This is a genomic window from Pyramidobacter porci (assembly GCF_009695745.1).
Lineage (GTDB): Bacteria > Synergistota > Synergistia > Synergistales > Dethiosulfovibrionaceae > Pyramidobacter > Pyramidobacter porci.
Window position 1 is genome coordinate 19,541 of record NZ_VUNH01000006.1, and the last position, 26,490, is coordinate 46,030.

Below are 26,490 nucleotides of genomic sequence, written 5' to 3' on the forward strand. Positions count from 1 at the left end.
ATCGGGAAAATCTAAACCTTTCGCCAGTCAGCGATGGAGTCGGGTTTATTTTTTAGGTAAGGCGCCTTTGAAATATTTGTGATTGAATCGTTGACATCGTCATTTTGCAGTTATAATATATTTGCATTGTATATTTAATATTTAAGGAGGCGTTTTTATGAAGAAGCGGGTTACGCGTATTCTTGCATTATTCGGCGCAGTTTCCCTTGCCATGGGGACGATGATCTGTCAGGGGACGGCGGCGGAGCTTGCGAGGGAGATTGTGCCGCTGGAGCGCGCGGGGGTAAAACTTTATCTGGAGTCTTTCCGGACACGGGACGCCCAGGAAAAGGATCCCATCCTGCTGGTGCATGGCCTGACGTATTCTTCTCACGAGTTCGACGTGAACTATGGGGACTATAGTCTGCTCCGCTTCCTCGTCGCCAACGGCTACGAGGTCTGGCTGCTCGACATCGCCGGTTATGGCAACTCGCAGCCGGTGGCGGACGGCTTCACGCCGAATTCGGACTACGCCGCCGAAGACATCGCCGCCGCTGTCAGGCTTATTCTTGCCAGATGCGGCAGGAAAGAGATGGATGTCCTCGGCTGGAGCTGGGGAACCGTTACCAGTGGACGCTTTGCCGCCAAGTATCCGGGACTGGTGCGCAGGCTGGTACTTTACGCTCCGATCGTGGCGGGGCTGGCTGACGTCAACGTCACGTCGCCTTTCAATGAAAACACGTGGGTTCATGCTGCCGGAGATTTTCAGGTGAAGGCGGACAAGACCATCGATTATGACATCGTTGAGCCGGCTGTGGCCGACACGTTCCTGTCGAACTGCTGGCGCTACGACAAGAACAGCAGCCCGAACGGCGGCCGTCGGGACCTGCTGGTCGCTCCGGACAAGCGTTTGATTCCTACGGCGGACATCAAAGCGCCGGTGCTGATTATCGCCGGTTCGAAAGACGACTATGTCTCGCCGGCGCTCTGCAAAGAGGCGTTTGCCACTTTGTCCAACAAGGATTCACGAATCGAGATCATTGTCGGCGCGGCGCATGCGATGATGATGGAGAAACCGTACTACAAAGTTTTCCGCGCCAAGGTTTTGGAATTCCTGAAGGCCAAATAAAACCTGTAGCGACCAAGCATGAGAGGGCAGTCCGCTTACCGCGGGGAGCGAGGCGGCCCTTTTGCTGCGGGGCGACGGGAAAAGCGGAACAGTTTTTATGGTCGTTTGCCTTTGGGATCTACATGATTTTTCTTGTCACCAACAAGCAGACCTTCGCAGAATTTATTTGACAGAACCTGCCTCCAAGCTATAATTTACGTATAATGATAGGAATGGAGATGAACTGTTTCGTGACGGCGTGTTTTTGCGTCGGTGCGGATCTTTTAAAGGAGGCTGGACAATATGGGGTTGCGCTTTAAAAAGAGCATCAAAATTCTGCCCGGCGTCAGCATCAACATCAGCAAAACCGGCGTGAGCGCCACGATCGGCCCGAAGGGGAAGAGCGTCAACGTCGGCACGAACGGCATCTTCGGCAATCTCGGCCTGGGCAAGGGCGTTTCCTATCGCAAGAAGCTGGGCGACGTGATGCCCAAGAACGCGGGCACGGCCGGCTTTAAAAGGATCCTCAAGATCGTCATGCTGGTCGTGATCGCGGTCTATCTGATCTGGCAGTACGCTGGGCCGTTTATCGGCGGATTTTTGGGCGGCGCGAAATGATTTTTTCGGAGAGACGGGTTCCGGTTCGAAAGAGCCGGAACTTTTTTGTCCGGAGGCGGCCGGTTGAACTGCAAGAATGTTTGTCGGCGTTTGGATATCTCTTCAAAGAATAATATTTATAGTGGATTCATTGACAATCGGGCGAGGCGATGATAGTTTAATATCGATTCATGGTCAAAATAAAATTGAAGGAGGTCTTTTTATGAAATACGGCGTTCGCAACGATCTGATGGCGACGGTCCAGGCGGTGAAAAAGGGCGAGATCATGTCGCAGATCGAATGCACTCTTGATGCCGCAGGCAAACTCAGCTCCGTGCTGACGACAGATTCCGTGGCCGAGCTGGATCTTAAGCCCGGCGACAAAGTGCATCTGTTGATCAAGGCGATTCACGTGATTCCCGCCAAGGACTGATTCCCGTATTCGCTGCAACGAGGCGGCCGAGCTTACGGAGGGCTTGTTTCCCGGAACACGGGGGCGTTTTGCGCCGATCGGGGCTAAGGGGCCGGCCTGATAGCCTCGAGTAGGATACGGTTCTCCCCGCAAGGACGGAGCTTCCGTTCCGCAAGACAGGACGGGAGTCTTTATTGTTTTCTCAATCGGAGGAGTTCGGCTTGAGAGCCGGGCTCCTTCTTTTTCTTTGTGACCGGCACGGCGTCGATTCGAGATTCCCGGGACGAGTCGGTTTGCAAAACAAGCGTCATTTCGTTCGAAGAGAAAAATTTCTTTGATAAAGAGCGATCGTTGACTTTGGAAAGATGAGGATTTATATTCTATGCACTGGCCTCGCTTTTCTGTGTGCGAGGCGCTGTTTGAGGCGGCGTTTTTCATGAGGAGGGAACGGCGATGGACGAGCGGCTGAAGGCGATTCTCAAATCGCACGAGAAGGAATTCGAGGCGGTCAGCGACCAGATCTGGGATTTTGCGGAATGTCGTTTTCAAGAGGTGAAGTCGGCCGAGCTGCAGGCAAAGTTTCTCGAAGCGCGCGACTTCAAGGTGACTCGCGGCATCGGCGGCATTCCCACGGCTTTCAGGGCCGAGTGGGGAGACGGCGGCCCGGTGATCGGATTTCTCGGCGAATACGACGCGCTGCCCGGTCTGAGCCAGAAGGCCGACTGCACCGAAGAGTCGCCGCTGATCCCGGGAGCTTGCGGGCACGGCTGCGGCCATCATCTGCTCGGCAGCGGCAATATGGAAGCGGCTTGCGCGCTGGCCGAATATCTGCGGGAGAGCGGCGAACCGGGAACCGTCGTTTACTTCGGCTGTCCCGCCGAAGAAAGCGGCGCCGGCAAGGCCTTCATGGTGCGCGAGGGGTGTTTCGACGGCGTCGATTTCTGCCTGACGTGGCATCCCAACGTTTACAACGGCCTGATGTACCGTTCGCTGGCCAACGCGCGCGTGATCTTCAAGTTCAGCGGGCGGCGTCAACGGCGCGATCCTGCCCTACGTGATCGCCCTGATCGGCACCTGCGGCAATCTTGCCTCCGATACGTGCTCGGTGCTTGTGCCGCCGCTGGGAGCGCTGGCTTTTATGGGCGCCGGGCGCAGCCCGATTGTCGGCATGTTCTGCGGCTGGCTGAGCGCCAACCTCGGCTTCTCGGCCAACCTTTTCATCGCCGGCACCGACTCGCTGCTGGCGGGCATCACCAACACTTCGATCAAGGTCCTGCTCGGGCCGGACGCCACGTTCGAGGTCGACAGCGCCTGCAACTGGTATTTCATGTTCTGTTCCACGATCCTGATCACGCTGATCGTGGGCTGGTGCACGAACCATCTGATCGAAAAGCGCGTCGGCCCTTATAAAGGGGAAACGATGCTCGACACGACCAAGCCGCTGACCGATCTCGAGCGCAAGGGACTGCGCAAAGCCGGCGTCGCCCTGCTCGTTTACGCTGTCGTGATTGTGGCGGGCATTTACGCCGGGCCGCTGGCCAACCCTCAGACGGGCGGCGTTATCGGCAGTTTGTTCCTGAAAGGCTTGATTCCGCTGATCCTGTTCATGTTCCTGATCTGCGGCATCGTTTACGGCAAGACCGTGGGCGTCATCAAGAGCGAACGCGATCTCTCCAAGATTTTCACCAAGGCCATGGCCAGCATGGCTTCCTTTGTGGCGTTCTGCTTTACGGCCGGCCAGTTCACGGCGCTGTTCGGCTGGACGAACTTGGGCGTGCTGCTGGCGATCGCCGGGGCCGATTTCCTCAAGGCCGTCAACTTTACCGGCATTCCCATGTTCGTAGCCCTTGTGATCCTGGTGATCTTCATCAACCTGTTCATGACCTCGGGGTCGGCCAAGTGGACGTTTCTCGGGCCCGTGTTCGTGCCCATGCTCATGCTGATGAACTATCACCCCGCATGGATCCAGCTGCTGTACCGCATCGGCGACTCGCCCACCAACGCGCTCTCGCCGGTCAGCCCGTATCTGTACATGTGCTTGGCGGTGGTCAACGAGAAGTATGACAAGGACATGAAACTGGGCACTTTCATCGCCAACTGCATCCCGACGATCTTCATCGCCCAGGTGGCGTGGATCGTCTTCGCCATCGCCTGGTTCCTCGCCGGACTGCCGGTGGGGCCCGGCGCGCCTCTGCACCTGCCCGCCGGGATTCTGTAATTCGGGCGGCGAAAGTTCGGCCCCGGCGTCTCAAGCGCAGGGCCCGTTTCTATGGAAGAACGTGCGGATCTTTACTTCTTGACTGCTGATTTAAAATATAATAAAATTCAGCGTGGTTTGTTACACACATCGAATCAATTGATAAAAGGAGGCAGAAAGTATGAAAAAGTACCATCTGGCGGCGTTGTTTTTGGGCGCGGCGTTGTTCGCGGGGGCGGCCTGCGCGGCGGAGCCGGCGAAGTTCCACATCGGCATCTGCACGGGCACGGTCTCGCAGTCGGAGGACGACCTTCGCGGCGCCGAAGCGCTGATCCAGAAATACGGCGACGTGACGAACGGCGGCATGATCAAGCACGTGACGTATCCCGACAGTTTCATGACCGAGCAGGAGACGACGATCTCCCAGATCGCGTCGTTTGCCGACGATCCGCTGATGAAGGCGGTCATCGTCAACCAGGGCATCCCCGGCACGACCGAGGCGTTCCGCCGCATCCGCGAGAAGCGTCCCGAGATGCTGCTCTTCGTCGGCGAAGCTCATGAGGATCCCAGCGTCATCGACAGCATCTCCGACCTCACCGTCGGCAACGACAACCTGTCGCGCGGCTATCTGAACATCGTCCTGGCCAAGCGCCTGGGCTGCAAGAACTTCGTGCACATCTCCTTCCCCCGCCACATGAGCTACGAGCTTCTTTCCCGCCGCCGCATGATCATGGAGCAGACCTGCAAGGACATCGGCCTCGGCTTCCACTTCGAGACCGCTCCCGATCCCACCAGCGACGTGGGCGTGGCCGGCGCGCAGCAGTTCATCCTCGAAAAGATGCCCACCTGGATCGACAAGTACGGCAAGGATACGGCCTTCTTCTGCACCAACGACGCGCAGACCGAACCGATGCTGAAGAGCATCGTCGAGCACGGCGGCTACTTCATCGAAGCCGACCTGCCCTCGCCGCTGATGGGCTATCCCGGAGCGCTGGGGCTTGACCTGGCCGACGTGAGCGGCAACTTCGAAGCGATCCTCAAGCGCGTCGAAGACACCGTGGTCGCGCGCGGCGCCGGCGGACGCATGGGCGTCTGGGCCTACTCTCTGGGCTTCACCACCTCCAAGGCGCTGGGCGAGTTCGCCGTCGACTGCATCAATCAGGGCGTCACGCACCAGAAGTTCCGCCGTTACTTCGAGATCCCCAAAGTCATCAAATTCTTCGACGCCGAGTCGCCGAACTCCTCCTGGAAGGGACGTTACTACGCCGACGCGCAGACCGACGTGGAGTCGAAGAACCATATCCTCATCCTTCAGGACACCTACATGCTCGGCGCCGGCCCGCAGCACATGACCGACATCGAAGTGCCCGAAAAGTACCTGAAGATCCACTAGGGAGCGTCGGGGCGATCCCGCCTGCGGGACGGGAAATAAAAAACCGTGGCTCTTGCAATTTTGATGAAGTCGTGCTAATATGCACGAGTCGTCCGGGAACATGGGCGGCGCATCTGGGGGTATAGCTCAGCTGGGAGAGCGTTTGAATGGCATTCAAAAGGTCAGGGGTTCGAATCCCCTTACCTCCACCATGTGATACCTAGACCGAAAGGTCTAACAAATAGAAGGCCTTCCTGAAGAGGAAGGCCTTTTTTGTATCTCGATGCAAACAGGCGGGACGCGGTGGATACCTCGGAGCATCCAGAGCCGTGAGTGTCATGTACAGGAGAAAAAATCTATTTCGTCTCGGCTCAGTGGCGTGTCATGAGAAAAAAGAACTCAAAAAAGGTTACCCTAGTGCCCCTCGCAAGTCTGTGACAGCATTTGCGAAGGGTGGCCGGGGTGACCTTTTTGTAAACGCGCACGGATGCGATAGGCGGGACGCGGGGGATACGCGGATACATTCAGAACCGTCCAGGTAATGTATAATAGACACGACAGTCATGCCAGCATATCGACGCGGGACACTGGGACACTCAGAAAGGAATGAACACAGTGAAACACCAGCCTGCTTATATAAGAACGATACTGAGCTTCAGAACAGGAAGCAGCCAGTGCTATAAAGTGAGTTTGCTCGATAAAGCGCCCGTGATAACCGAGGGTGTCAAGGACATGGCCGAGCTTTGCGAGGCATTTTGGCTCGTGGACAAGATCTGCACGGTACAGCAAACGGAACCTTACAGCAAAGAGTATTTCCAGGTGTGGCGTCTCATCATGAAAGAAAACCATCATGCAACGCTTATCTGCGACGACGGCAACGGCAAGATCATCTCGCAGGAAGAAATAAACTACACCGATTTCCCGCTGTCCGAGGGAATCACGCTTTACATGACGAACGACGTTATCATGCTGCCGACAGAATACTAGTGCAATCGCAGTCAGCAATCAGTCCATGGAAGTTCGCGGCATGAGCATCACAGGAAACTGCCGCGCACGGCAAAACCTATCGTAACAAGCAGCCGAACAGCAAAACAACAAACAGAGAGCGAGCTATCCCGAAATGGGATAGCTCGCTTTTTCTATTCAAAAAGGAGGAATAACCATGAAGCACAGCGCAGAAGACATCAAATCAGCATTAGCCATGCAGACAGGGACCTCTCATTATTGGAAAGTCTGCCCGTTCAAAAACGCTCCGGTCATCACCGACGGAGTGAAAGTCATGATCGACATGTGCGAAGCCTATTGGCTCGTCAATCATATCGCATCCTATCAAATGGAAGAGAAAATCCGCAACGAAGAATTTCAGGTCTGGACACTGGAACGCCGTCAGGACGACACGGCGACGCTGACCTGCGACGACGGCAACGGGCATGTGCTGTTGAGCGACGCGATCAGCTATACCGATTTCCCGCTGCCCGAGGGAATCAAACTCTATCTGGACAACGGCGTCCTGCTGCTGCCCAGTGAATACTAGATAAATGCAGTCACAGTCAAACCCAGCTTAAACTATCAAGGAGGAAAATACCATGCAGACCGAGAAAATGCTTGTAAGAACAGAAGCAGTCTATTCAGACGACAGGACGCGCAGATATCTTCTGCACCGCGAGTGGGATGTGAAAAAGCCCAAGGCCCTCATCATCATGACCAATCCAAGCACAGCCGGAACCATTGCCCTCGATTTTACGACCATGTACATCCTCAACAATATCACGGCGCTCGGCTACGGTTCCGTAACCACAGCAAACCTTGTCTCGAAAATCACGCTGAGACTCAGCGTCAAAGACGATATCGAAGCTGAGGACGAGAACTTCGACCAGATCGTCAAAGCCGCGCAGAAAGCCGACAAAGTCATCATTGCGTGGGGACGAATCGGCGAGACCAGCGTCAAAGTCAGAGCCGTGCAGGACAAACTGCTTGCCAGACTGGAACCGTTTAAGGAAAAGCTGTGCGAAATCGGCAACGAGAGCGGAGAGTCAGGATTCCATCCACTTGCGCCTCAGATTCGCTCGCACTGGATATTGAACCCGTATGAAATTCCAGAGCCGATCGCATCCAAGGAAGAAAAGCAGCCTAAGCCCAAAGTAAAACGCAAGTCGAAATCACAGGAAGCTAAAGCCGCAGATACCGACGATCCCTGCAAGAGCGAACAGGACCGCAGTATCCCAAGTGTCCCTGATAACATTACCGATCAGCAACCGCAGAAGGAGGCGGCAAAGTGATTGTCATCAGCAAAACAGCAGATATCGAACAGCAAAATCTCAAAGCCAAGCTGCCTTATGAAGTCTATGATGAAATCGAAAGACTCAGTAATCAAATTGACGAATTATATGGGGAATCGAGGGGCACTAACAGCGATGGAGGAATCATCATCGTAGCCGAGCGAAAATCCGACTTGAAAACTATCAAATCGCGATATGCCAGCCTGAATGAATCCGACTGTGAGGGTGAGGACACTATAACGACACCGAAAGGCGACTACGTGAATCAGCTCTATCTCAACAACAACGAGTTCGGAGTGAACGTTATCATGCCGGTGCGTTTTATAAGGAAGGCGACGAAGGAATGATCTACCTCATGGCGGGATTAGCGGCAAGCCTTGGCGTGCTCATCGCCATGGAAGACGAAAAGGAAGAGAACGACGATGATTAGCGCATTGACAGCGGCAGCCACGGGAGCGGCAGTGAAACTCTTTACCAAAGGCGTCATGCTCGGAATCGCCATTTACACGGCGCATAAGACGAACGGCAAAGGCGGCAAGGAGGGGCGGGACCGTCCCAGGCGCAAATAGATTGGATTACAGCTATAGCGTCCGGCAGAAATGTCGGGCGCTATTTTTTTCTATGAATGAATCTGAAAAATATAAAATTGTCGTTCGGACGATAAAATGCATTTTGAGTCATGTTGATTTGTTGTCTTTTTGTTGCATTGATAATCAAATATAAAATATACTGACTGGAAAAGAAGGCGGCTTTTTGAAAAAGAGATGAAATGCCATTGAAAAAAGATAACAAAAAGTAGTCATATGTAAACAGCGTTAATTTTATCGCGTTGTGGATAAGTTTTGCCATTAGCGATATTATCAAGAAGAAAAGATTGACAGGAAAGGTCAGACATGTTATCATTCGCTCATTCAAAACGCAGACGGCCGCCTCCACAGGAGGTGTGAAAAGGCCAACTACGTATTGATTAAATTTTTTAAAGGGCAACCCGCCGAGATTAGTTCCGCTCTTGAACGCAGCACTGCAATGCATGAGTCGGACCTAAGACCGAAAGTGATTTCAGCGGAGACCCGTATTATATGAACAGGGCAACCCGCCGAGATTCGTCCCGCTTTCGGACGCAGCAGAGCGTAAGACGGACCTAATGCCGGAATTGATTTCAGCGGGGACCCACATTATATGAGCAGGGCACCCCTGGCAATCCCTTTCAACGCTTGAACGCTGTGTAACCGGTTGCGCAGGCAGAACTCAATAACCGACAAGGCGTCAGGCTGCGGTGCTCAGGAAATTGACAAGGACCACTTGCTAAAGCCGTTTCTTAGACGTCCGCCGCGTTGCAGCGCGTAAGCCGATCACACTGATACAGGTCATAAGAACCTGGACGGCTTTCAGCGGTCCGTATAATAATAGCAGTCTATGGAGTGACGGAACCTCGCTAGTCGAGACCGCGCTAAAGAACCACGCACCATAGAGAAAATGAAAGACATATTATATATAATCTACGGCCTCCGTCTGCGTTTTGAGTAATTTTATAGATGGAGGAGTACAAATATGTACCACGATTCCGATTTTTCAGCTGACGAAAGAAACCGCTTGTGCAATCGCTGCCCGAAGTTCAAAGAGCTCTGCGAGCAGCAAAAGCAGGGTGAGCTCGACAAGAAACTGGCCAAGCTTGTTATAATGATGCTGGTCAGCGCCGGGAGATACCCGCTGGCTATCGAGTTCGCCAAAAAGGCTCACGACAAGAAGCTGGCGCCTAAGTACTACAGATACTACCAAGGCCTGATCTTCAACAAAGAGTCGGCCCTTGTCGATGGTTTCGACTGCACGGACTTTGGCTGTACGGCAGAGGAGATCAAAAAATGCTTCTCACGTCAAGAGCTCGAAAGGCTGTACCCAAACGAGGACTTCTCGTTTCGAAAGGACAAAGAGACGGACGAACCTTTGAACTCGCCTCTGGAAATGCTCAGGTTCTTCAGGAGCGAACTGCCCGAGATCGGCATTTTCACCCGCTGGAACAAGGCCAACAACGTCTGGTGTCCTGACACGGGGAACTTCAACCCTAATCTTTATCTGGATTATGTGATGAGTTCTCTCCCGATCGTCTTGACTGAAGACAATCCGCCGCAGCTCAGTGTGTACTGCAACGGAATTTGGAAGCAGCAGGATCTGCATTTGCGTGAAATCAATCAACTGCTCAGGATACACTACAATCGTGCCGCTCCCCACATGTGGAAGGGGTTCCCAAAGGAACTATGGCAAATGCTTCCGCAGGAATCCCCTTCATGCACGACCCTGAAGAGCGGTAAAAAATACGTGAATGTACAGAACGGCCTTGTCTATTTCATGGACGGCGAACTGTATAAACGCTCTCATACTGACGAGGTGTACACGACCCGTCAGGTTCCAGTGCCGATCAAGGAGGACTGCGAATGTCCGAACTTCGAATACTACCTTCAAAGCACGTTCCGTAACGACGAGGACCTCATCAAGGTCGTACAGGAAATGTGCGGCTATCTCTTGCTTGACACCTGCAAGGCTGAAAAGATATTTTATCTCATAGGCCCGGGCGGCAACGGTAAGTCAGTGCTTTTGGGTGTTTTGGAAGCGCTTTTGGGGCACGCACAAGGCACTATCGGCTTGTCGCTGGAGGAAATCAACACCAATAAATTTGCCCGCTTCAAGTTGATTGGAAAGTTCGCCAACCTCAGCAATGAGAGCGAGGCCAGCGGCAAAGACGCTGTGAACCTCAAAGTTTCCAGGGCTCTTGCAAGCGGAAACTCCGTTTGGGTTGAGGATAAAGGGAAGCCAGGCTTCATGGCAAAGCTGACTGCGAAGCAAGTTTATTGCATGAACGAGATTATGCCCGTCAAAAACGGCACCTCTCAAGGAAACCTGCGCAGAGCGCTAATCATACCTTTTGAGCAGGTATTCTCGTCGAATCCGGCAGAAGGCGAGCTGGCCAAGGACGTCAACCTTCTGGACAAGCTCCTTGGTGAGCTGCCCGCAATCCTCAGATGGGCGCTCGAAGGAGCCATGCGCCTGATTGAGAACAACTTCGAATTCTCGCATTCGGACAAGGTCGAGGAGTATTTCAAAATCTATGCGAACGCGGTCGATGAGCTGCAGATGAAGCGATTCGTCGAGGAGAAGATGATCCGCACCACCGGCAAGCCGACTAGCACAACTGAAATTTATAATGCGCATAGGCTCTGGTGCGAACAAAACGGCATAGAACTGCCGGACAAGGTTTCCGGAAACAAGTACTGGGATGCTCTTAAAAGCGCACTAAAAAGCCTCGGCGAGAAGAAAATCGAGAAGGTCGGCTGTAACGGAAACAGGGTCCATCTGAAAGGCTGGCGCTTGCGCACCGAAGACGATATCGACATCGATATCGAAATCGGCGAGGATACCAAGGAGGCTTCGACTCTCGACCAGATCATGGCTGAGATGCAGAAGTTGAGCCCCGAGAGGCAGCAAAGATACCTTGACAAACTGCGTACCCGCAATGCCGAAAAGGCCGCCAAAAAGGCGCAGTCGGACGAGGAAGTCGCCGAGGCCGAATCCAAGCCTAAAAAGGCCCAAAAGGCCGCCAAAAAGGCGCAGTCTGACGAGGAAGTCGATGAGGCCGAATCCCAGTCCAAGTCCAAGAAGGCCAAAAAGGTAAAGTAGCCGCGGGATAATATATAGGAGGGCATGGGGCGTGACTCCATGCCCTCCTATTTCCAGTGATACGGATTGAGGTGCCCGTGCATGAAGATTGAGCCAGTGAAGACCAAAAAAATAAAAAGGAGCTCTTTGGAAGATTACGAAAGCATTAAAATCAAAGATCTCCGACAGATGATGCGAGAAAACGACGGTTCAGAAAGTGCCAGAACTTTGAACGATCTGACACCTGCAATCAACCTGCTGTACTTCATTCATCAGCGTCTGATGGACGAGAACGAGGAAGAGGATTAGGGCGATGGACCGTCAAGAGAAGAAAAAGCTCCTTGCCAAGTTTGGAAAAATACCGCTCGACAAGAGAGCCGTCATCTACGCCAGATATTCGACGGATGTTCAAACCCCTGAAAGTATCGAACGCCAGGTTCAGCTCTGCAGCGATTACGCGCAGGAAAACGGCCTGACGGTTCCCAAGGCTTATTGCGACAAAGCGAAAAGCGGCACTCAGACAACTACCCGCTACAACTATAACCAAATGCTGGAAGACAGCGCCGAAGGACTGTTCTCGAAGATCATCGTATTCAAACTCGACCGTTTTTCTCGGAATCTAAGAGATTTCTTAAACGATCAGTACACATTAAATGAAAACGGCGTACAAATTCTATCGACACTGGAAATTTTGCCCGACGGCATATCAGGAAAGCTCGTCAAGTATAGCCTCATAATTGGCGCGGAACTGTACTCGGATTCGGTAGCGGATCATACGTCCTCGGAAATGTACCGCAATGCCAGGCAGGGCAACTATAACGGCGGAAAAATCCCACTCGGCTACAGAGCAGTAGAGGCTGAAGGCCGCAAGAAGTATGTCATAGATGACAAGGAGTCCGAGATTGCCGCCTTCATCTTTGAGCAGTATGCCCAGGGAAAATCCTACAGCGACCTTGTGAAACTGCTTGACCAGCGGGGCTGGAGGACGAAAAACGGCGACCGGTTCAGTACCGGCAGTTTCAACAGCATCTTCAATAACCGTATTTATATCGGCGAGTATGGCTACGGCAAAGGCACAAGCAAGGCCGTCGTTACTAAGATACCAGAGCTGCAGATCGTGCCTGACAAGATTTTTGAGAAAGTCCAGAAAAGAATGGCCCAGAACAAGGTCCTCGCCGGACGCCGGAGGGCCAAACGCGGATACATCCTCTCAGGATTTGTCAAATGTGGCGTATGCGACAGTAATATGCACCACGAGCCGATCAGGTCAAAGGGTAAAGCAGCGTATGATTGCTACCGTTGCCCGAATACAAAGAAAAATGACGAGCACGGGGAAAAGCTGTGCGACAATCTCAGAATCAGAAGGAAGTATCTGGAACGGTATGTCATGGACAAGATCTTCCGTGATCTGTTCGGCAACGCTTCGCTTCAGGACGTGACCGAGAGACTGAATGCGCTCATACTCGAACAGGCTCAGGACAGTGAACGTGAGCTTGCGGAAAAGGAAAAGCTGCTGAAAAAGAACCAGCAGGCCTTAAAGCGTCTGAAGACACAGAAAGCTGACGGAAAGCACGGCCTTGACTGGGATGATGAGGTCGAAAAAACTAATGCGAATATCAGGGAGCTCAGGGAGGCAATAAGTAAGCTCGAAAACAAACGCGACAGCATGACCTGCAAGCCGAACGATGTTATGAGGCTGATTGGACTTATCCGAAGCGCGGAAATCAAGAAACTTCAAGCGCCTGAGATTTACGAGTTTATGGAAGCCTATCTCGATTCAGTGACAGTCGATAAGGAACATGTGCGAGTCAAGCTGAATCTCAACAAGATCGTGGAGTAGGGGCGCGTCTGTATCGAGAGGGGCCTCCTAGGTCTCACAGGGCTCGTTCCTGAGCTGCATACTAACACAGCCGGATATGTCCGATATGGGCATATCCGGCTGTCGTGTATGAAAGAGTGATACGGGGGACACCTTGTGATATGAGCGCAGAGTGAACGTAATGAGTGCAGGTATTTCTATCTTGAGATCAATATATATTCAAAAATAATCAATTACAACCCGATTTTCGCCCTGCGGTCGAAAATCAGGACCCGCTTGACGCTGTTAGATTATGGCGGGCGTAACAGGAAGCATGGGGAAGAAGATGTTGGTGATAAATTATCCTCCCAGTACACCCAGTACTGATTTGTGAGTAAGCCGAATCACATAGCTAGAATACACACATTAGAATATAGCGGCGAATGTGTTTTTAGTGTATTTAGTAAGTGTGGGAATATAACTAAAGAGTTTTTGTCTAGAAAATGAGGTGGCATAATAATATGAGAAAAGAATATCAGGGGAAGTGAAAATATATTGGGTGACTGTATGTAATGAGAGCATAAGTCAATGCCAGAGGCATAATTGTTGAAACTGAAAGATTTATAGAAGTGAGGGCGGGAAGGCAATGAGGGTGGCTGATTTTTTCTGCGGTGGGGGAGGTTTTTCAGAAGGCTTCCGCCAAGCGGGATTTGAAATCGTATTTGCCGTCGACAAATGGGAGCCGGCAGTCAAAACATATAGAGGTAATAAGCCGGGAGTAAATGTGATTCAGGATGATGTTATCCGTATCGCCAATCTTCCGGATGAAGAATTTGAAGCATTGGTGCCAGATTCTGAAGTCATCATTGGTTCACCCCCATGTCAGTCCTTTTCGCACTCGAACAAGTCAGGAACTGCGGACAAGTCGATTGGCATCCAGTTGATTGAAGCATACCTGAAAATTGTCGCTCGAAAGAAGTTTAAACAAGGATCATGCTTAAAATACTGGGTGTTGGAGAATGTTCCGGCAGTCAAGGATTACATCAAAGAGGAATACACTGCTGCAGACTTTGAACTAGACGGTGATTTCGTTTTACGGCCTCATGATGGGGCATCAGGAAAATACAATGCGAAATACTACGGTGCTCCAACAAATAGGGAGCGTTATCTATGTGGGGAGTTCCCTGAACCAATAAAAACGAAAAGTAATCAAGACGTAACGACTTTGCGGCAAGTCCTTGATTCACTAGGTGACCCATTGAGGATGGATGATGCCCCAATAACAGACATCAATTATCCGAACCTTACTTTGGAATCAAATCAAGTTACCGACCAGCATTACATTTATGAACTGGCAGAGTTTGAGTACAAAACTGCAAAGCGTCTGAAACAAGACAAAGGCTATATGGGAAAGATGTCTTTCCCAGAAAACCTTGATAAACCTGCGCGAACCGTCATGGCGACTATGACTGCAAGTGCTAGAGAAGCCATGATCTTGGGATATGGTGTTGGGCGATATCGATTGCCAACAGTCAGAGAAACGGCATGTATGATGAGCTTCCCAATAGATTTTTGGTTCTATGGGGAATCAAAGGGCGTTAAGCACACCCTTGTCGGAAATGCTGTTCCGCCAAAACTCTCATATGCAGTCGCAGTAGCAATTGCAGCAGCAGAAAATGAGCCTGTTCCCAAAGAGTACATCCCGATCCAGCACGAACAGAATAATGAACAGCTTCAATTTTTTAATTTGAACGGTGCCAAATTTGAAATCCGGAAAGAACAACCCAAAAAGAAAACGGCAAAATTCAAATATCATATTCCATACTTGATTTATTCAGCATACCGGGTCGAATTAACAAATTACCATTCGAGCTTTGAGTCTGGTGCGTTTAAGTGGAATTCAGAAATTCACTATAGTCAAGGAAAAGATAAAGCGAAAGTACTAACGCCCCGTATAACAAAAAGAGATATTCCAAGTGTACTCTTTGTAAAAATCGAGTCATTTATTCATGAAATATCTCGCAGTTTGCCAACAACAAATCGAAGATTTCAGAAGCTATATTGCATGACAACAGAGGATCGAAAAGCCGCAGAGAGACTTGGCCCATATGAACTGCTAGAGAGTATCAGGCAATTCATAGATGACACTATTCCAAAAGAGGACCAGAGCAAGGAAGTTGAAGTGATCCACGGTACTAATCTGCCGTTTGCCATCCTGGTTGGATACTACACCATGTCAAGGATAGTAAACAAAATGCAGTAGCAGAAAAACGAAATGAACGATTTGCAGTCGACAATAGTCCAGGAAAGGAATGAAAACAATGCCTGTAATTAACAGAGATTTCCCGCTTTCTGCTGAGGCAAGAAAGGCGCATCTCAAAGCGATATTGGAAGATAGTAAACCTATCAGTTCAGTTAAAGTCCCTGGCCATGGTTCTCAAAACGTATATAGAATACCACTTCAGTTTTTGTCATATAACCCATATAACACTCGGTTTTTGTCACAGGCGAAAACGTGGCAGAAACGGCTTGGCCGTCGACTTAGCAACGAAAATCCTCGGGATGTGGAGAAAATAGAGGAGTTCTTATGGTCATATAAAAAAGACAAGAATGAAAACACGATCAATTCACTGATCAAGGAAGGACAGCTTCAACCAGGAGTTGTAACCATTGATGGCTTGATTCTTGCGGGTAACCGTAGATTTAGATTGCTGAATGAAATCGATAGGAATCCGGATAAGTACAATACACAGCATGCAAATATCGAAGGGTTAAAGTGCTTTGAGGCGGCAATACTTGGCACAGTACTTACGGAAAAAGAGATTGTTAGATATGAGTCGTTTTACCAATACGGGGCAGAAGATAAAGTCGATTACGACCCTATTCAAAAGTATATTGCTGCACATGACCAGAAAGACTATGGATTTGAATTGAGCGAGATAGCTGCTAATTTCGCTGCATTAACAAACGGTGATATAAAAATCGTTCAAAGATGGTTAGATGTTTATGCATTGATGGCGGAGTACTTGGAATATATTGGTGAGCCAGAAATCTATACTGCATTATTTGGGAATGAGGAGTCTTTCCTAAACTTACTAGACACAAAAAAGAGTCTGGAACGAGGAAGGACAAAGAATGAAAGTTGGGACTATGACGATATGGATATTGCCGATTTACAGCTGAGGTATTTTGACTATATCCGGGTGGGAAAGAGTACTCATGATTTTAGAATTTTCAAAAAAATATTCTTGAACAAGAGTAGGTGGAAAGATTTCAACAAAAGCGTCGATGAAACTGTTGGGAAAGCATCGGAAGAAATATTTAGTATTGATGAATACCGCAGCAAGTATCCTGATGAAACCGAAGATACTATTTCGGAGATACGAAATAATGATTTTCGTGAAAAAGCCGAAAAGCCGTTGAATCAGCTTTATGGCACTGAAAACGCGTATTTAGTGAGCAAAGCAGACGAAGAAACGCCATATAAAACTGCACAACAGGCTTATCAGAAACTCGAAAAACTTTCAACTTTTCTAGATCTTGGTTTAGACAGGATATCTGATCTTGATAAATTGTTAGATAAGGTCAGAGAAATCCAGAAGTTGGTTGGAAAAATCAAAATGAAAATTGATTAGGGACATGAGATGAGAATAAAAATCGGTATTCTTGGAGATAACGAATCGTTTGTAATAACCCCTATTGATTTTAACGTGACGGATATAAGAGGGATTAAAGTCTATTTGAAGAATTTGAACGGTGGGCATGTGGATAATGACAAAATAATCATTCCCATCGTCAATGTCGATGTCCTAGACCTATATCATAAGACCGTTGAATTGTTTGAAGGAAGGTTTAAATGTCATATTGAGAAAGATGCCGATGCTGGTTCATTGCTAGGCAATGCAGTAAACGAGGAAGAACGATTCCGGGCTTTTTCAGCTAAAGCATATGCTATTAGGAATAATAATATTGATAGCAGCGAATTGACTGCTTTTTTGGACTGTGTTAAACAGGATAGCTTTATTCGAACCCTGAAGCCGTTTCAAATCTTATCTGCGTATCATCTTGCGTTTTCTCACAACGCTTGCAATTTCTCAGTCCCTGGTGCGGGAAAAACATCCACAGTATTAGCGGCTTATGCTTATTTAGCTAGCTGCAATGAAATCGAAAAACTATTGGTAGTTGGACCACTTGCTTCATTTTTAGCATGGAAAAAAGAGTATTTCTACTGTTTCGGAACCGCCCCAAAAGTGCTTGAAATCATGGGGAATACCCCTGACAAGCGTATTGAAAAAGAACTAATGCGTTCAAGCATTGATTTAGATCTGATTCTGGTTAGCTATGGGAGTGTTAGCCGTCAACTTGATAAATTATTGTTCTTCCTCAGAAACAACAGGACCATGGTAGTTCTCGATGAAGCCCATAGAATAAAAAACGTCGAAGACGGGGTTCAGAGCAATGCAACACTTCAGCTATCTCCTTTTGCGAGGTCAAGAGCGGTTTTGACGGGGACTCCTGCACCGAACAGTTATGTTGATTTGTTTAACCTCTATAAGTTCATCTGGCCATCACATAATATAATCGGGTTTTCAGTTCCTCAACTTGCAAACATGAGCAAGCGTGAAGGCGATCCTAGGATTAGTGAATTGATTTCTAGGATTTCTCCTTTCTATATTCGAATTAGGAAAAGCGACTTGGGGCTACCTGAACCGTGGTTTCTTCCCCCAAAGAGTGTTCAAATGTCTCCTATTCAAGATAGGATTTACGATGCTATTTCCAGAATGGCTGTTGGAAGACTAGAAGATGGAGTATCGTCTCCCACAAATAGACTATCGGCGATCATTAGGTTGAGACAAGCTGCTTCGAACCCAGCTTTACTAAATCGCGGGCTTGATGATTATTATGATGGATTAGATGAATCTGTTCCAAGAGTGGCACTTGATAGTAATCTCAATGTAAGTGATGAGATCATGGATCTTATAAGGACTTACAAAGAGACAGAAATCCCCAGCAAATTCATTGAGGCCGGAGAACTGGCTAAGAGAGTTATAGCAGAAGGCGGCAAGCTAGTGATTTGGTGTGAGTTTGTTGGCACGTGTGATGACCTAAGCGATTACCTAAGTAAGTCTGGCGTCGAGAATAGGATCCTTTATGGAAAAACTGATTACCTAGACCGCGAAAGAATAATAAATGAATTTACTGACAAAGAGAAGCCGTCCGCCTTCAATGTCGTTATAGCAAATCCTCACGCAGTTGGTGAATCGATTTCACTCCATGTAACTTGTCACAATGCTTTATATCTTGAGCAGAGCTTCAACGCTGGAACCTATATGCAGTCAAAGGATAGAATTCATCGTGTTGGCTTACTGCAGAGTGATATAACACGGTATTATTACATTCATTCTGCAAATACTATCGATGGTGTTGTGTTTGAACGTGTCAACACAAAAGAGAAAAGAATGCTTGAGCTAATCGAGAGTCAGGATATACCGCTGATTGCGAATAATCAAGACTTCCTTGAAGACAATGAAGACGATATCAAGGCAATTATACGAGGGTATTATGAGTACCGATCTAAACATATTTGATTGTCTGCTAGATCCTTCAGAAATGTTCACCTTTTTTCAAAAAATCGGAACAGTTTTGAAGAATGATCGAGATATTGCTTCTGAACAGGTACGCGGACAGGCATTACACAACACATTATTGCTGCTGCAGAATACTGCAATGATTCAGCGGCATGATGATGAGTATATAAAGCTCTCAGATTGCCAAACGTATGAATCTTTTTATTCTGCTCTGATGGCGAGCCTAAAGGATACATATGCCAATGAAGTCGCTACGATCATAAACTGTGATAAACACTATGATGAAGCAAAGAACCAGTTTTTCATTTATGTAAATGACATTCCCCTGAGATATATGGGGCTAGCAATGCTGTTAGAACAGTCAGGCGAATTTGAAAGAATCAGGAATAGAGAATACTTCATCGGAATCGATAACTACCGGAAGGTAATAAAGAAAAAGCCGTTAGTCACAATTGAAGAGTTGCAAAAAAAGCTTCGTCGTGACATTGAGTATGGAGAGCAAGCGGAACAGTTTGCATGGAAGTATGAGGTAACCAGGCTAAGGCAAGCAGGAATCAACAAGGAACCATTAAGTATTTCTAGTGTTGATGTTATGGCTGGTTATGATATGATTTCTTATGAAAGCAAATCATCCAATGGTTATGACAGATTTATTGAAGTGAAAGCGATTTCACATTCCGGTTTTTATTGGTCAAGAAATGAATATGAGACCGCAAAACTCAAAGCTGAACAGTATTATTTGTATCTTGTGGATTTGAAAAGAATCAGCGATTCTGGATATACGCCAGAAATAATACAGAACCCAGCAATAATTATAATGGAAAATGGTGGATGGTTTGTAGAAGCAGAATCGTATCACATCAAGCAAGTGTGATTTGTATAGGAGGCTCTCCTATGAAACACCGGAAGCTATCAACGACACCAGAAATTTCTAAGCGTATGTCAAATGTCCATCTGAAGGAGAGCAAGGCAGAAATCACGCTGGCTAAGGAACTCTGGAAAAGAGGATTTCGATATCGTAAGAATTATAGAAAACTTCCTGGTTCTCCAGACATCGCCATCCTTAAACACAATATCGCAGTCTTTGTTGACGGGGAATTCTGGCATGGAAAAGACTGGGAAGACAAAAAGAATCGATTAAAAAACAATAGGTTATACTGGATAGAGAAAATTGAAGAAAATATGGCAAGAGATAGAAAAAACGATGTCTTGCTTATGGGAAAGGGGTGGCTCCCTATCCATTTTTGGGAAATGGAAGTCATTACAGATTTATCTTCTTGCATTGATATAATTGTTAATTTAGTAAGTGAGTAGATTTGTCATAATGAATATGTCAGTTATGGTAAGTCTTCGATGTGGTAATTAAAGTACGAGGAGGGGTAGGATGAATATCCCAAAGTTGAATAAAAGCGAAAGGGATCGAGAGTATAATCTTTACAATACGGTCCAGCGCGAGGCTGTTGTTAAAGCATTTCTGTTTGAAGGTATGCATCATAGACAGATAGATTCTAAGATCTTAGGGCTTGACAGCGATTATACTCACGGGTTCCAGTCGATGGGGATCCTACATTATCTGGGGCTGGACAGGCATTTTAAAGGTCTTTTCAGAGATATGTCAGTTAGCGATGCAATCAATGAGTTAAAATCGACCAAAGACTCGTCTTATTTCGATTTGATAACGATTTTAGAGGGGCATGTCATTCGCTAATATTTATTATGGAACGATTATTGAATTTAACCTCCCAAGCCACCCTAAATAGTCGATTCTATACAGAGATTTAGCTAGGGTAGCTAGGGTGACCTTTTTGTATTTGATGATAAGCTGATGACAGGCTCAGACTAGACTCTATAGGTATCATACCTATCAACTAATAATAAAAATAAATATTCAAATTGTTTGGTATCCCAACTTAGTCCTTCGGGACTAAGTTGGGGCCCACTGTAAGAACCTGATTTTCTCCCGACGGTTGAAAATCAGGTCTTTTTTATATTGATGGATACCATTGGAATAAAGTCGTTTTCTGTGTCCCAGAGCTCCCAGAGATCATAGATACAGTAAGAGTGAGGCATTGGGATTCAATCAATAAATACAAAAAATCAAAATACAACTCACAACCCCAGTTTTTTCCTACGGAAAAATACTGTGGCCCCTTACGCTGAAAGCAGATTTGCTTTCAGCGTTGTTTTTATTGGATTGATGATGATGATTTCAGATTCTGTGTCCCGCGCCTCCCATCTCCAAATCCGTAAAGTCAAAAAATGGACTGGATCTTATTATTATGATCAAAATATGATCGACCATATTTTCTTATAGAATCGGGAGGAATTTCATGTCAGCAAGGAGAGCCAGGATAATCAGCAACACGGCAGTCATCTATGCGAGATATTCAAGTACCAATCAGCGAGAGGAATCCATTGAGGCACAGGTCAGAGCATGCCAGGAATACGCAAAGAGAAACGGACTTGTCATCGTCGATATCTATGCGGATTCAGCCAAGACAGGAACCAATGCGGAGCGTGAAGAATTTCAGCGCATGATCGCCGACAGCGCTACAGGAAAGTTCGAGTTCGTCATCGTCCATAAACTCGACAGATTCAGCAGAGACCGATACGACAGCATAGCCTATAAGCGCAAGCTCAAACTCAACGGCGTAACACTGCGTTCCGTACTGGAAAACCTCGACGGATCGCCCGAGAGCCTGATACTCGAATCATTGCTTGAAGGCATGGCAGCCTATTACTCACAGAACCTTGCGAGAGAGGCATTGAAAGGAATGAAGGAAAACGGTTACCGCTGTATGCACAACGGGGGAATACCGCCGTATGGATATGACGTTGACAAAGAAACAAGAAAGTACGTCATCAACGAAGAGGAGGCGATGGTAGTACGGTACATATTCAGCAGTTACGCCGACGGAGTGGGGTACAACCAGATCATCAGATATCTGAACGCCAACGGCTACCGCTCAAAACGGGGAAATCCCTTCGGCAAGAACAGCATCCATGACCTGCTGAAAAACATCCGCTATACAGGAATCTATACATTCAATCTCAGAAAGGAGAAAGATGCAGTCGGAAACAGAAACCACAGACCAAAATCCGAAGAAGAGCGCATCATGATCGAAGGAGGAATGCCGGCGATAATAGACAAAGATACCTTTGACAGAGTCCAAATGCAGATACGCAGGAACAAACGACTCGCTGCCTGTGAAAAAGCCCATGAACCTTACCTGTTGTCTGGACTGATATACTGCGGTGAATGCAAAGGGACAATGTGGGGCAGCAGGATCAAAGACCGTCACGGCAACATCACACGTTTCTATGTATGTAGTACCAGAGACTACAAGAAACACTGCGACAATAGAAGCATAAGGAAGGAAGTGATCGAAGGATTCGTCCTGGCGCAGCTGGAGCGTGATATATTCAGTCATCAGGGAATAGAAAAATTACGCGTCAGCCTTATCCTGTACAGACAGAGAAGACAGGCAACAATCGTCGAAGAGAAAGAAAGACTGATATCGGAAGGAGAAGAGATCAAGCATAAGATCCAGAAGATCGTCGAACTCGTCTCGCAGAGCGGAATAACAATCGGAACAGTAAGCGATGAGATAAAGCTATTGGAAGAAAAACGCCGTCAAATCGCAGATCAGATCGATAAGCTCAATAAAGAGGCAAGATTGCTGATTCTATCGCAACGACAGCTCGAAGGCATGAAAGAACACGGGAAGGAAGTGAAGGAAAGGAAAAATCTCAAGAAACTGCGCCAGATAATATCGTACTATGTCGAAAGCGTTGCAGTCTATCATGACAGGATCGAGATAACATACAAATTCGCCCTGCCTGATAAGCAAGCCGACGGAATCATACCTATGACAGTCGTAAGAGACCTTGCGCAAGTCAAAGAGGAGTTCAAAGCGCCTCGCAAGTCCAGGAAAGTAGTATGATCGAAAATAGTTCCCGATGCTCCCTAGCGCATAGATACAATTTTGACGAATCGATTAAACGTTGACGTGCGCAAAATAAACTCGTATCGAGCCTCCCTCGGCTCCCGCTAAAGATTCCCATCAAGCAGTTGCAGGCAAGGCTGCCCTGATCCGCCTGAGATACTAGACCGACAGATAACTATTTGGTCTAGGGAGCACATAGGGATGGGTTACCTCCACCAGACGAGTGTACGGCGTCCGAAGCGATTCGGGCGCCGTTTTTTGTCGTTTCATTGCGGTCTTGAAATCGGGGCCGGCTGCCCCATAATGAAGTTCGAGCTGTTTTTCTTCATAAAATCGGTGCTGAAAGGAGCGATATCGATGCGACTTTTGCAGGAACCTGTGACGATCAAAAACGTGACGCTGAAAAACCGTCTGGTGATGCCGCCCATGGCGGCGGAAAAGGCCGACGGCGGCGCGGTGACGGCAGCGACGCTGGCCCGGTACGACGAGAAGACCCGCGGCGGGTTCATCGGCCGGGTCGAAACGGAGCACTGCTACGTCGCGGGAGAAAAAAGTAAAAATGCGGGAAGCTTTGCCTTGTTCAGGTATTGACTTTTTAGTGTCCGGGTGTAAAAATATTTTCGTCGCAATGCGCGGCGATAACCGAGAAAGAAAGGAGCGTTCCTACGCCATGAAAAGAATGAGCTCGCAGCAGTTCTACTTTAGCTTCTATTACGGCGTCCATTGCGTGGGAATCTCCTTGAGGTCCGACGTTTAACGCGTCGTGGCGCAAAGATCAAGGACCGGTCCCCATGCGGGGGCCGGTCTTTTTTTATTCTCCCGTTTTTACCGAGACGTCTTTTCCGGAGAGGCGTCTTACGTAAAAAGAGCGCTTGAAAAATTTTTCGTTGCCAATTTCCGAAAGGTGGGGTATTTATGGATCAGTTAAGCGCGTTGACGATCATCGCTCTCGTTTACGCCGCGGCGAACCTTCTGGCGATGAAGACCCGTGCCCGCGTGAGCATGATGTTCATCTGCTCGGTGATTTTCCTGGCTTTGTTCTGGAGCGGGGTGCCGACGACTCTTTTCGAGGACAGCAAGATGGTGCCGCTGGCCACGTCGTTCATCGCCCTGCTGATGGTGCAGATGGGCAGCATGATGGATGCCCGCAAACTGCGCGAGGAGTGGAGGACGGTGGCGGTGTCGTTCCTCGGCATGTGCGCCGGCGCCGGCGCGATCCTGCTGATCGCGTCGCCCTTCATCAGCTGGAACTACGCCGTGGCGGCGACCGGCCCGGTATCGGGCGGCGTCGTGGCCGGGCTGATCATGACCGAGGCGGCCGACGCCAAAGGGCTGACGGCGATCGGCGTGTTCGTGACGATGCTGCTGACGGTGCAGGGTTTCTTCGGCATTCCTATCGCTTCCAACTGTCTGCTGCACGAGGGCAGAAAGCTCAAAGCCCGTTTCGCCGCCGGCGAGCGCGCGCTGACGGCGGGGCAGACCGGCACGTCCAAGTGGGAGAAAGTGATCCCGCCGATGCCTCAGCGCTGGCAGACCAGCTACGTTTACATCGCCAAGGCTTTCGCCGTCGCCTGGCTCAGCTTCAAGGCCGCGTCTCTGCTGGGCAACGCCGTGCATCCCTTTGTGATGGCGCTGCTTTTCGGCATCGTCTTTCACGAGCTGGGCTTCATCGAGACGAACATCATGACGCTGGGCAACGCGAACGGCATGGTCATGTTCGCGATCATGATCCCCATTTACATCAGGCTGGCCAAGGCCACGCCGCGCATGATCCTCGATCTGCTCGGGCCGCTGTTCATCGTTTTCGGCGCCACGGTCGCCGGCATCTTTATCGCTTCCATCTTTTTGAGTAAAATATTCAAGTACAGCTGGTGCCTTTCCGCGGCGCTGAGCGCCACGTGCATGATCGGCTTTCCCGGCACGCTGATCATCTCCGAGGAAGTCGCCGCTCAACTGAGCGGCAGCGACGAAGAGCGGGAGTTCGTGCTCTCGCACGTGCTTCCCAAGATGCTCATCGCCGGGTTCACTACGGTCACGATCGCCTCCGTGTTCCTAGCGGCGTTCCTCGTCAAGTTTTTCTAGTTTTTTGCGGCTGAAAGCGGCTCCGCGGCGCGGGGCCGATAATTCAAACGATTCGAAAGGGGTCTTTTCACATGGCAGACAGGCAGGACAGCGTCGCACGCGCTTCCGAAGCGGCCGTGGCCTTGCGCCGCGAGCTTCACCGTCACCCGGAACTTTCCTGGCGCGAGGTGGAGACGACGAAAAAAATCGCCGCCCGAATGGCGGAACTCGGTGTTTCCGTGGTCAAAAAAGGATTCAAGGGCACTCAGTGCGGCCTCGTCGCCGAGATCAAGGGGGCCAAGCCCGGCCCGACGCTGATGATCCGCGCCGACATCGACGCGCTGCCCGTCGCCGAGGATCCGTCCCACGACGTCGCCTCCGAATGCGCGGGCGTCATGCACGCCTGCGGGCACGACGCCCACGCGGCCATCCTCGCCGGCGTCGTTCAGGTGGTGCAGGAGCACCGGGACGAACTGTGCGGCGCGGTGAGGTTCCTGTTTCAGCCCGCCGAGGAAGCCGGCCCCGGCTCCGGCGCGCCGGCGGTGATCGCCGACGGCGCGCTCGAAGGCGTCGACGCGATCATCGGCGAGCACGTGCAGAGTCAGATGCCGGCCGGCAAAATCGGCTGGAAGAAGGGGCCGATGATGGCCTCCGCCGACATCTGGGACATCGTCATCCACGGCAAGGGCGGTCACGGCGCCAGCCCCCACCGCGCCGTCAATCCGATGCTCTGCGCCGCGGCCCTGGTGCCGGCGCTGACGGCCATCGCGCCGCAGGAAGTGAGCGCCCTCGAACCGGTCGTGGTCGGCATCGGCGCCATCAAAGCGGGCGAGGCCCGCAACGTCATTCCCGATACCTGCACGATGTGCGGCACCGTGCGCTGCTCCGACATGGAAACGCGCGAAGCCATGCCCGAACGCTTCCGCCGCATCGTCGACGGCATCGCCGCGGCGTGGAACTGCACGGCCGAGCTGAAGTACGAGAAAGTCTACCCGGTCACCGTCAACAATCCCGACGTCACCGACTGGATCCTGGACGTGGCGAAAGCTGAAGGGCTTGAGGATCGCCTTGTGGAACGCGAGTTTGCCATGGGATCCGAGGATTTCAGCTACTACGGCGAAAAAATCCCGGCCGCGTACTTCAACCTCGGCATGGGCACCGACGCGCCGCATCACAGCGCCGAGTTCCGCGTCGACGACGCCGTCGTGCCGCTGGGCGTGAAGCTGCTGTCGGCGCTGGCGCTTGATTACGGCAAAAGCCGCGGGAAGAAATAGAAGTTTTGCGCCTTTTGCCGCCGCGGCGCGCTTGTCAAATCGGCCGCGGCCTGCTAGACTGTTCCTGCATCAAACGAAAAGCGAACCGGGGAGCTTGCGTCACGCAGGCTGAGAGGGAACTGGCGTTCCGACCCGTGAACCTGTTGGGATAATGCCCGCGGAGGAAGACGCAGAAAAATGTATGGAGCGGGCTCCGCACGGGGAGTCCGCTCCATTTTTTGTGCTGG

The 26,490-nt window shown here is 49.8% G+C and carries 23 protein-coding genes, 1 tRNA gene and 1 pseudogene; all 25 read left to right on the forward strand.

Annotation, left to right across the window (positions count from 1 at the left end):
* Nucleotides 1–157 precede the first annotated feature (157 nt).
* The 25 genes and pseudogenes from FYJ74_RS06345 (at nt 158) to FYJ74_RS06460 (ending at nt 26,263) form a co-directional block, all read left to right on the forward strand.
* Complete coding sequence (locus tag FYJ74_RS06345) at nt 158–1,108, forward strand: alpha/beta fold hydrolase (RefSeq protein WP_229769385.1); 951 nt, start codon at nt 158–160, stop codon at nt 1,106–1,108.
* Between the two features lie 282 nt (nt 1,109–1,390).
* Nucleotides 1,391–1,705: a DUF4236 domain-containing protein gene (locus tag FYJ74_RS06350; protein WP_154528747.1), complete on the forward strand. Its 315-nt coding sequence runs from the start codon at nt 1,391–1,393 to the stop codon at nt 1,703–1,705.
* Nucleotides 1,706–1,907: 202 nt separating this feature from the next.
* Nucleotides 1,908–2,117: a TOBE domain-containing protein gene (locus FYJ74_RS06355; protein ID WP_154528748.1), complete on the forward strand. Its 210-nt coding sequence runs from the start codon at nt 1,908–1,910 to the stop codon at nt 2,115–2,117.
* Between the two features lie 432 nt (nt 2,118–2,549).
* Nucleotides 2,550–3,056: pseudogene (locus FYJ74_RS11950) on the forward strand (M20/M25/M40 family metallo-hydrolase); the annotation flags it as partial.
* Nucleotides 3,057–3,150: 94 nt separating this feature from the next.
* Nucleotides 3,151–4,314, forward strand: a complete 1,164-nt coding sequence (locus FYJ74_RS06360; protein WP_195838829.1) for an AbgT family transporter — start codon at nt 3,151–3,153, stop codon at nt 4,312–4,314.
* 160 nt (nt 4,315–4,474) lie between these two features.
* Nucleotides 4,475–5,686: a DUF3798 domain-containing protein gene (locus FYJ74_RS06365; RefSeq protein ID WP_154528750.1), complete on the forward strand. Its 1,212-nt coding sequence runs from the start codon at nt 4,475–4,477 to the stop codon at nt 5,684–5,686.
* A gap of 115 nt (nt 5,687–5,801) precedes the next feature.
* A tRNA-Ala gene (locus FYJ74_RS06370) sits at nt 5,802–5,877 on the forward strand.
* A 394-nt stretch (nt 5,878–6,271) separates the two neighbouring features.
* Nucleotides 6,272–6,652, forward strand: coding sequence for a DUF6876 family protein (locus tag FYJ74_RS06375; protein WP_326830894.1), 381 nt, complete (start codon nt 6,272–6,274; stop codon nt 6,650–6,652).
* Between the two features lie 175 nt (nt 6,653–6,827).
* Nucleotides 6,828–7,199, forward strand: a complete 372-nt coding sequence (locus tag FYJ74_RS06380; RefSeq protein WP_154528752.1) for a DUF6876 family protein — start codon at nt 6,828–6,830, stop codon at nt 7,197–7,199.
* A 52-nt stretch (nt 7,200–7,251) separates the two neighbouring features.
* Nucleotides 7,252–7,944: a DUF1643 domain-containing protein gene (locus FYJ74_RS06385; RefSeq protein ID WP_154528753.1), complete on the forward strand. Its 693-nt coding sequence runs from the start codon at nt 7,252–7,254 to the stop codon at nt 7,942–7,944.
* Entirely contained in the window at nt 7,941–8,291 is a 351-nt protein-coding gene (locus tag FYJ74_RS06390) for a hypothetical protein (RefSeq protein ID WP_154528754.1), read from the forward strand. The genes FYJ74_RS06385 and FYJ74_RS06390 overlap by 4 nt, the downstream gene beginning before the upstream one ends.
* A gap of 75 nt (nt 8,292–8,366) precedes the next feature.
* Nucleotides 8,367–8,513 carry a hypothetical protein gene (locus FYJ74_RS06395; RefSeq protein WP_154528755.1) on the forward strand — a complete coding sequence of 49 codons (147 nt, stop codon included), beginning with the start codon at nt 8,367–8,369 and terminating at the stop codon, nt 8,511–8,513.
* Nucleotides 8,514–9,495: 982 nt separating this feature from the next.
* A complete protein-coding gene (locus tag FYJ74_RS06400) occupies nt 9,496–11,616 on the forward strand; it encodes a DNA primase family protein (protein ID WP_154528756.1) in 2,121 nt (706 codons plus the stop codon).
* An 81-nt stretch (nt 11,617–11,697) separates the two neighbouring features.
* Nucleotides 11,698–11,904: a hypothetical protein gene (locus FYJ74_RS06405; protein ID WP_154528757.1), complete on the forward strand. Its 207-nt coding sequence runs from the start codon at nt 11,698–11,700 to the stop codon at nt 11,902–11,904.
* 4 nt (nt 11,905–11,908) lie between these two features.
* The gene (locus FYJ74_RS06410; protein ID WP_154528758.1) at nt 11,909–13,435 is read left to right on the forward strand and encodes a recombinase family protein; all 1,527 of its coding nucleotides are present in this window, start codon (nt 11,909–11,911) and stop codon (nt 13,433–13,435) included.
* A gap of 610 nt (nt 13,436–14,045) precedes the next feature.
* Entirely contained in the window at nt 14,046–15,656 is a 1,611-nt protein-coding gene (locus FYJ74_RS06415) for a DNA cytosine methyltransferase (RefSeq protein WP_195838830.1), read from the forward strand.
* A 58-nt stretch (nt 15,657–15,714) separates the two neighbouring features.
* Entirely contained in the window at nt 15,715–17,028 is a 1,314-nt protein-coding gene (locus FYJ74_RS06420) for a hypothetical protein (RefSeq protein WP_154528760.1), read from the forward strand.
* A gap of 9 nt (nt 17,029–17,037) precedes the next feature.
* On the forward strand, nt 17,038–18,981 hold the full coding sequence (locus tag FYJ74_RS06425) for a DEAD/DEAH box helicase (protein ID WP_154528761.1): 1,944 nt from the start codon (nt 17,038–17,040) through the stop codon (nt 18,979–18,981).
* Complete coding sequence (locus FYJ74_RS06430; RefSeq protein WP_195838831.1) at nt 18,956–19,855, forward strand: DUF3883 domain-containing protein; 900 nt, start codon at nt 18,956–18,958, stop codon at nt 19,853–19,855. Before FYJ74_RS06425 ends, FYJ74_RS06430 begins: the two co-directional genes overlap by 26 nt.
* Before the next feature lie 20 nt (nt 19,856–19,875).
* Nucleotides 19,876–20,295 carry a very short patch repair endonuclease gene (locus FYJ74_RS06435; RefSeq protein WP_154528763.1) on the forward strand — a complete coding sequence of 140 codons (420 nt, stop codon included), beginning with the start codon at nt 19,876–19,878 and terminating at the stop codon, nt 20,293–20,295.
* Between the two features lie 70 nt (nt 20,296–20,365).
* Nucleotides 20,366–20,689, forward strand: a complete 324-nt coding sequence (locus FYJ74_RS06440; protein ID WP_154528764.1) for a hypothetical protein — start codon at nt 20,366–20,368, stop codon at nt 20,687–20,689.
* Nucleotides 20,690–21,311: 622 nt separating this feature from the next.
* Entirely contained in the window at nt 21,312–22,925 is a 1,614-nt protein-coding gene (locus FYJ74_RS06445) for a recombinase family protein (RefSeq protein WP_154528765.1), read from the forward strand.
* A 360-nt stretch (nt 22,926–23,285) separates the two neighbouring features.
* Nucleotides 23,286–23,519 carry a hypothetical protein gene (locus FYJ74_RS11630; protein ID WP_195838832.1) on the forward strand — a complete coding sequence of 78 codons (234 nt, stop codon included), beginning with the start codon at nt 23,286–23,288 and terminating at the stop codon, nt 23,517–23,519.
* A 324-nt stretch (nt 23,520–23,843) separates the two neighbouring features.
* A complete protein-coding gene (locus tag FYJ74_RS06455) occupies nt 23,844–25,010 on the forward strand; it encodes a hypothetical protein (RefSeq protein ID WP_154528767.1) in 1,167 nt (388 codons plus the stop codon).
* Between the two features lie 71 nt (nt 25,011–25,081).
* On the forward strand, nt 25,082–26,263 hold the full coding sequence (locus FYJ74_RS06460; RefSeq protein ID WP_154528768.1) for a M20 metallopeptidase family protein: 1,182 nt from the start codon (nt 25,082–25,084) through the stop codon (nt 26,261–26,263).
* Nucleotides 26,264–26,490: the final 227 nt, after the last annotated feature.

Bases quoted from the DNA above. Each gene is read 5' to 3' on its own strand.
- FYJ74_RS06345 (WP_229769385.1), top strand. From the start codon at position 158: ATGAAGAAGCGGGTTACGCGTATTCTTGCATTATTCGGCGCAGTTTCC.
- FYJ74_RS06350 (WP_154528747.1), top strand. From the start codon at position 1,391: ATGGGGTTGCGCTTTAAAAAGAGCATCAAAATTCTGCCCGGCGTCAGC.
- FYJ74_RS06355 (WP_154528748.1), top strand. From the start codon at position 1,908: ATGAAATACGGCGTTCGCAACGATCTGATGGCGACGGTCCAGGCGGTG.
- FYJ74_RS06365 (WP_154528750.1), top strand. From the start codon at position 4,475: ATGAAAAAGTACCATCTGGCGGCGTTGTTTTTGGGCGCGGCGTTGTTC.
- FYJ74_RS06375 (WP_326830894.1), top strand. From the start codon at position 6,272: ATGAACACAGTGAAACACCAGCCTGCTTATATAAGAACGATACTGAGC.
- FYJ74_RS06380 (WP_154528752.1), top strand. From the start codon at position 6,828: ATGAAGCACAGCGCAGAAGACATCAAATCAGCATTAGCCATGCAGACA.
- FYJ74_RS06385 (WP_154528753.1), top strand. From the start codon at position 7,252: ATGCAGACCGAGAAAATGCTTGTAAGAACAGAAGCAGTCTATTCAGAC.
- FYJ74_RS06395 (WP_154528755.1), top strand. From the start codon at position 8,367: ATGATTAGCGCATTGACAGCGGCAGCCACGGGAGCGGCAGTGAAACTC.
- FYJ74_RS06400 (WP_154528756.1), top strand. From the start codon at position 9,496: ATGTACCACGATTCCGATTTTTCAGCTGACGAAAGAAACCGCTTGTGC.
- FYJ74_RS06405 (WP_154528757.1), top strand. From the start codon at position 11,698: ATGAAGATTGAGCCAGTGAAGACCAAAAAAATAAAAAGGAGCTCTTTG.
- FYJ74_RS06410 (WP_154528758.1), top strand. From the start codon at position 11,909: ATGGACCGTCAAGAGAAGAAAAAGCTCCTTGCCAAGTTTGGAAAAATA.
- FYJ74_RS06420 (WP_154528760.1), top strand. From the start codon at position 15,715: ATGCCTGTAATTAACAGAGATTTCCCGCTTTCTGCTGAGGCAAGAAAG.
- FYJ74_RS06425 (WP_154528761.1), top strand. From the start codon at position 17,038: ATGAGAATAAAAATCGGTATTCTTGGAGATAACGAATCGTTTGTAATA.
- FYJ74_RS06430 (WP_195838831.1), top strand. From the start codon at position 18,956: ATGAGTACCGATCTAAACATATTTGATTGTCTGCTAGATCCTTCAGAA.
- FYJ74_RS06435 (WP_154528763.1), top strand. From the start codon at position 19,876: ATGAAACACCGGAAGCTATCAACGACACCAGAAATTTCTAAGCGTATG.
- FYJ74_RS06440 (WP_154528764.1), top strand. From the start codon at position 20,366: ATGAATATCCCAAAGTTGAATAAAAGCGAAAGGGATCGAGAGTATAAT.
- FYJ74_RS06445 (WP_154528765.1), top strand. From the start codon at position 21,312: ATGTCAGCAAGGAGAGCCAGGATAATCAGCAACACGGCAGTCATCTAT.
- FYJ74_RS11630 (WP_195838832.1), top strand. From the start codon at position 23,286: ATGCGACTTTTGCAGGAACCTGTGACGATCAAAAACGTGACGCTGAAA.
- FYJ74_RS06455 (WP_154528767.1), top strand. From the start codon at position 23,844: ATGGATCAGTTAAGCGCGTTGACGATCATCGCTCTCGTTTACGCCGCG.
- FYJ74_RS06460 (WP_154528768.1), top strand. From the start codon at position 25,082: ATGGCAGACAGGCAGGACAGCGTCGCACGCGCTTCCGAAGCGGCCGTG.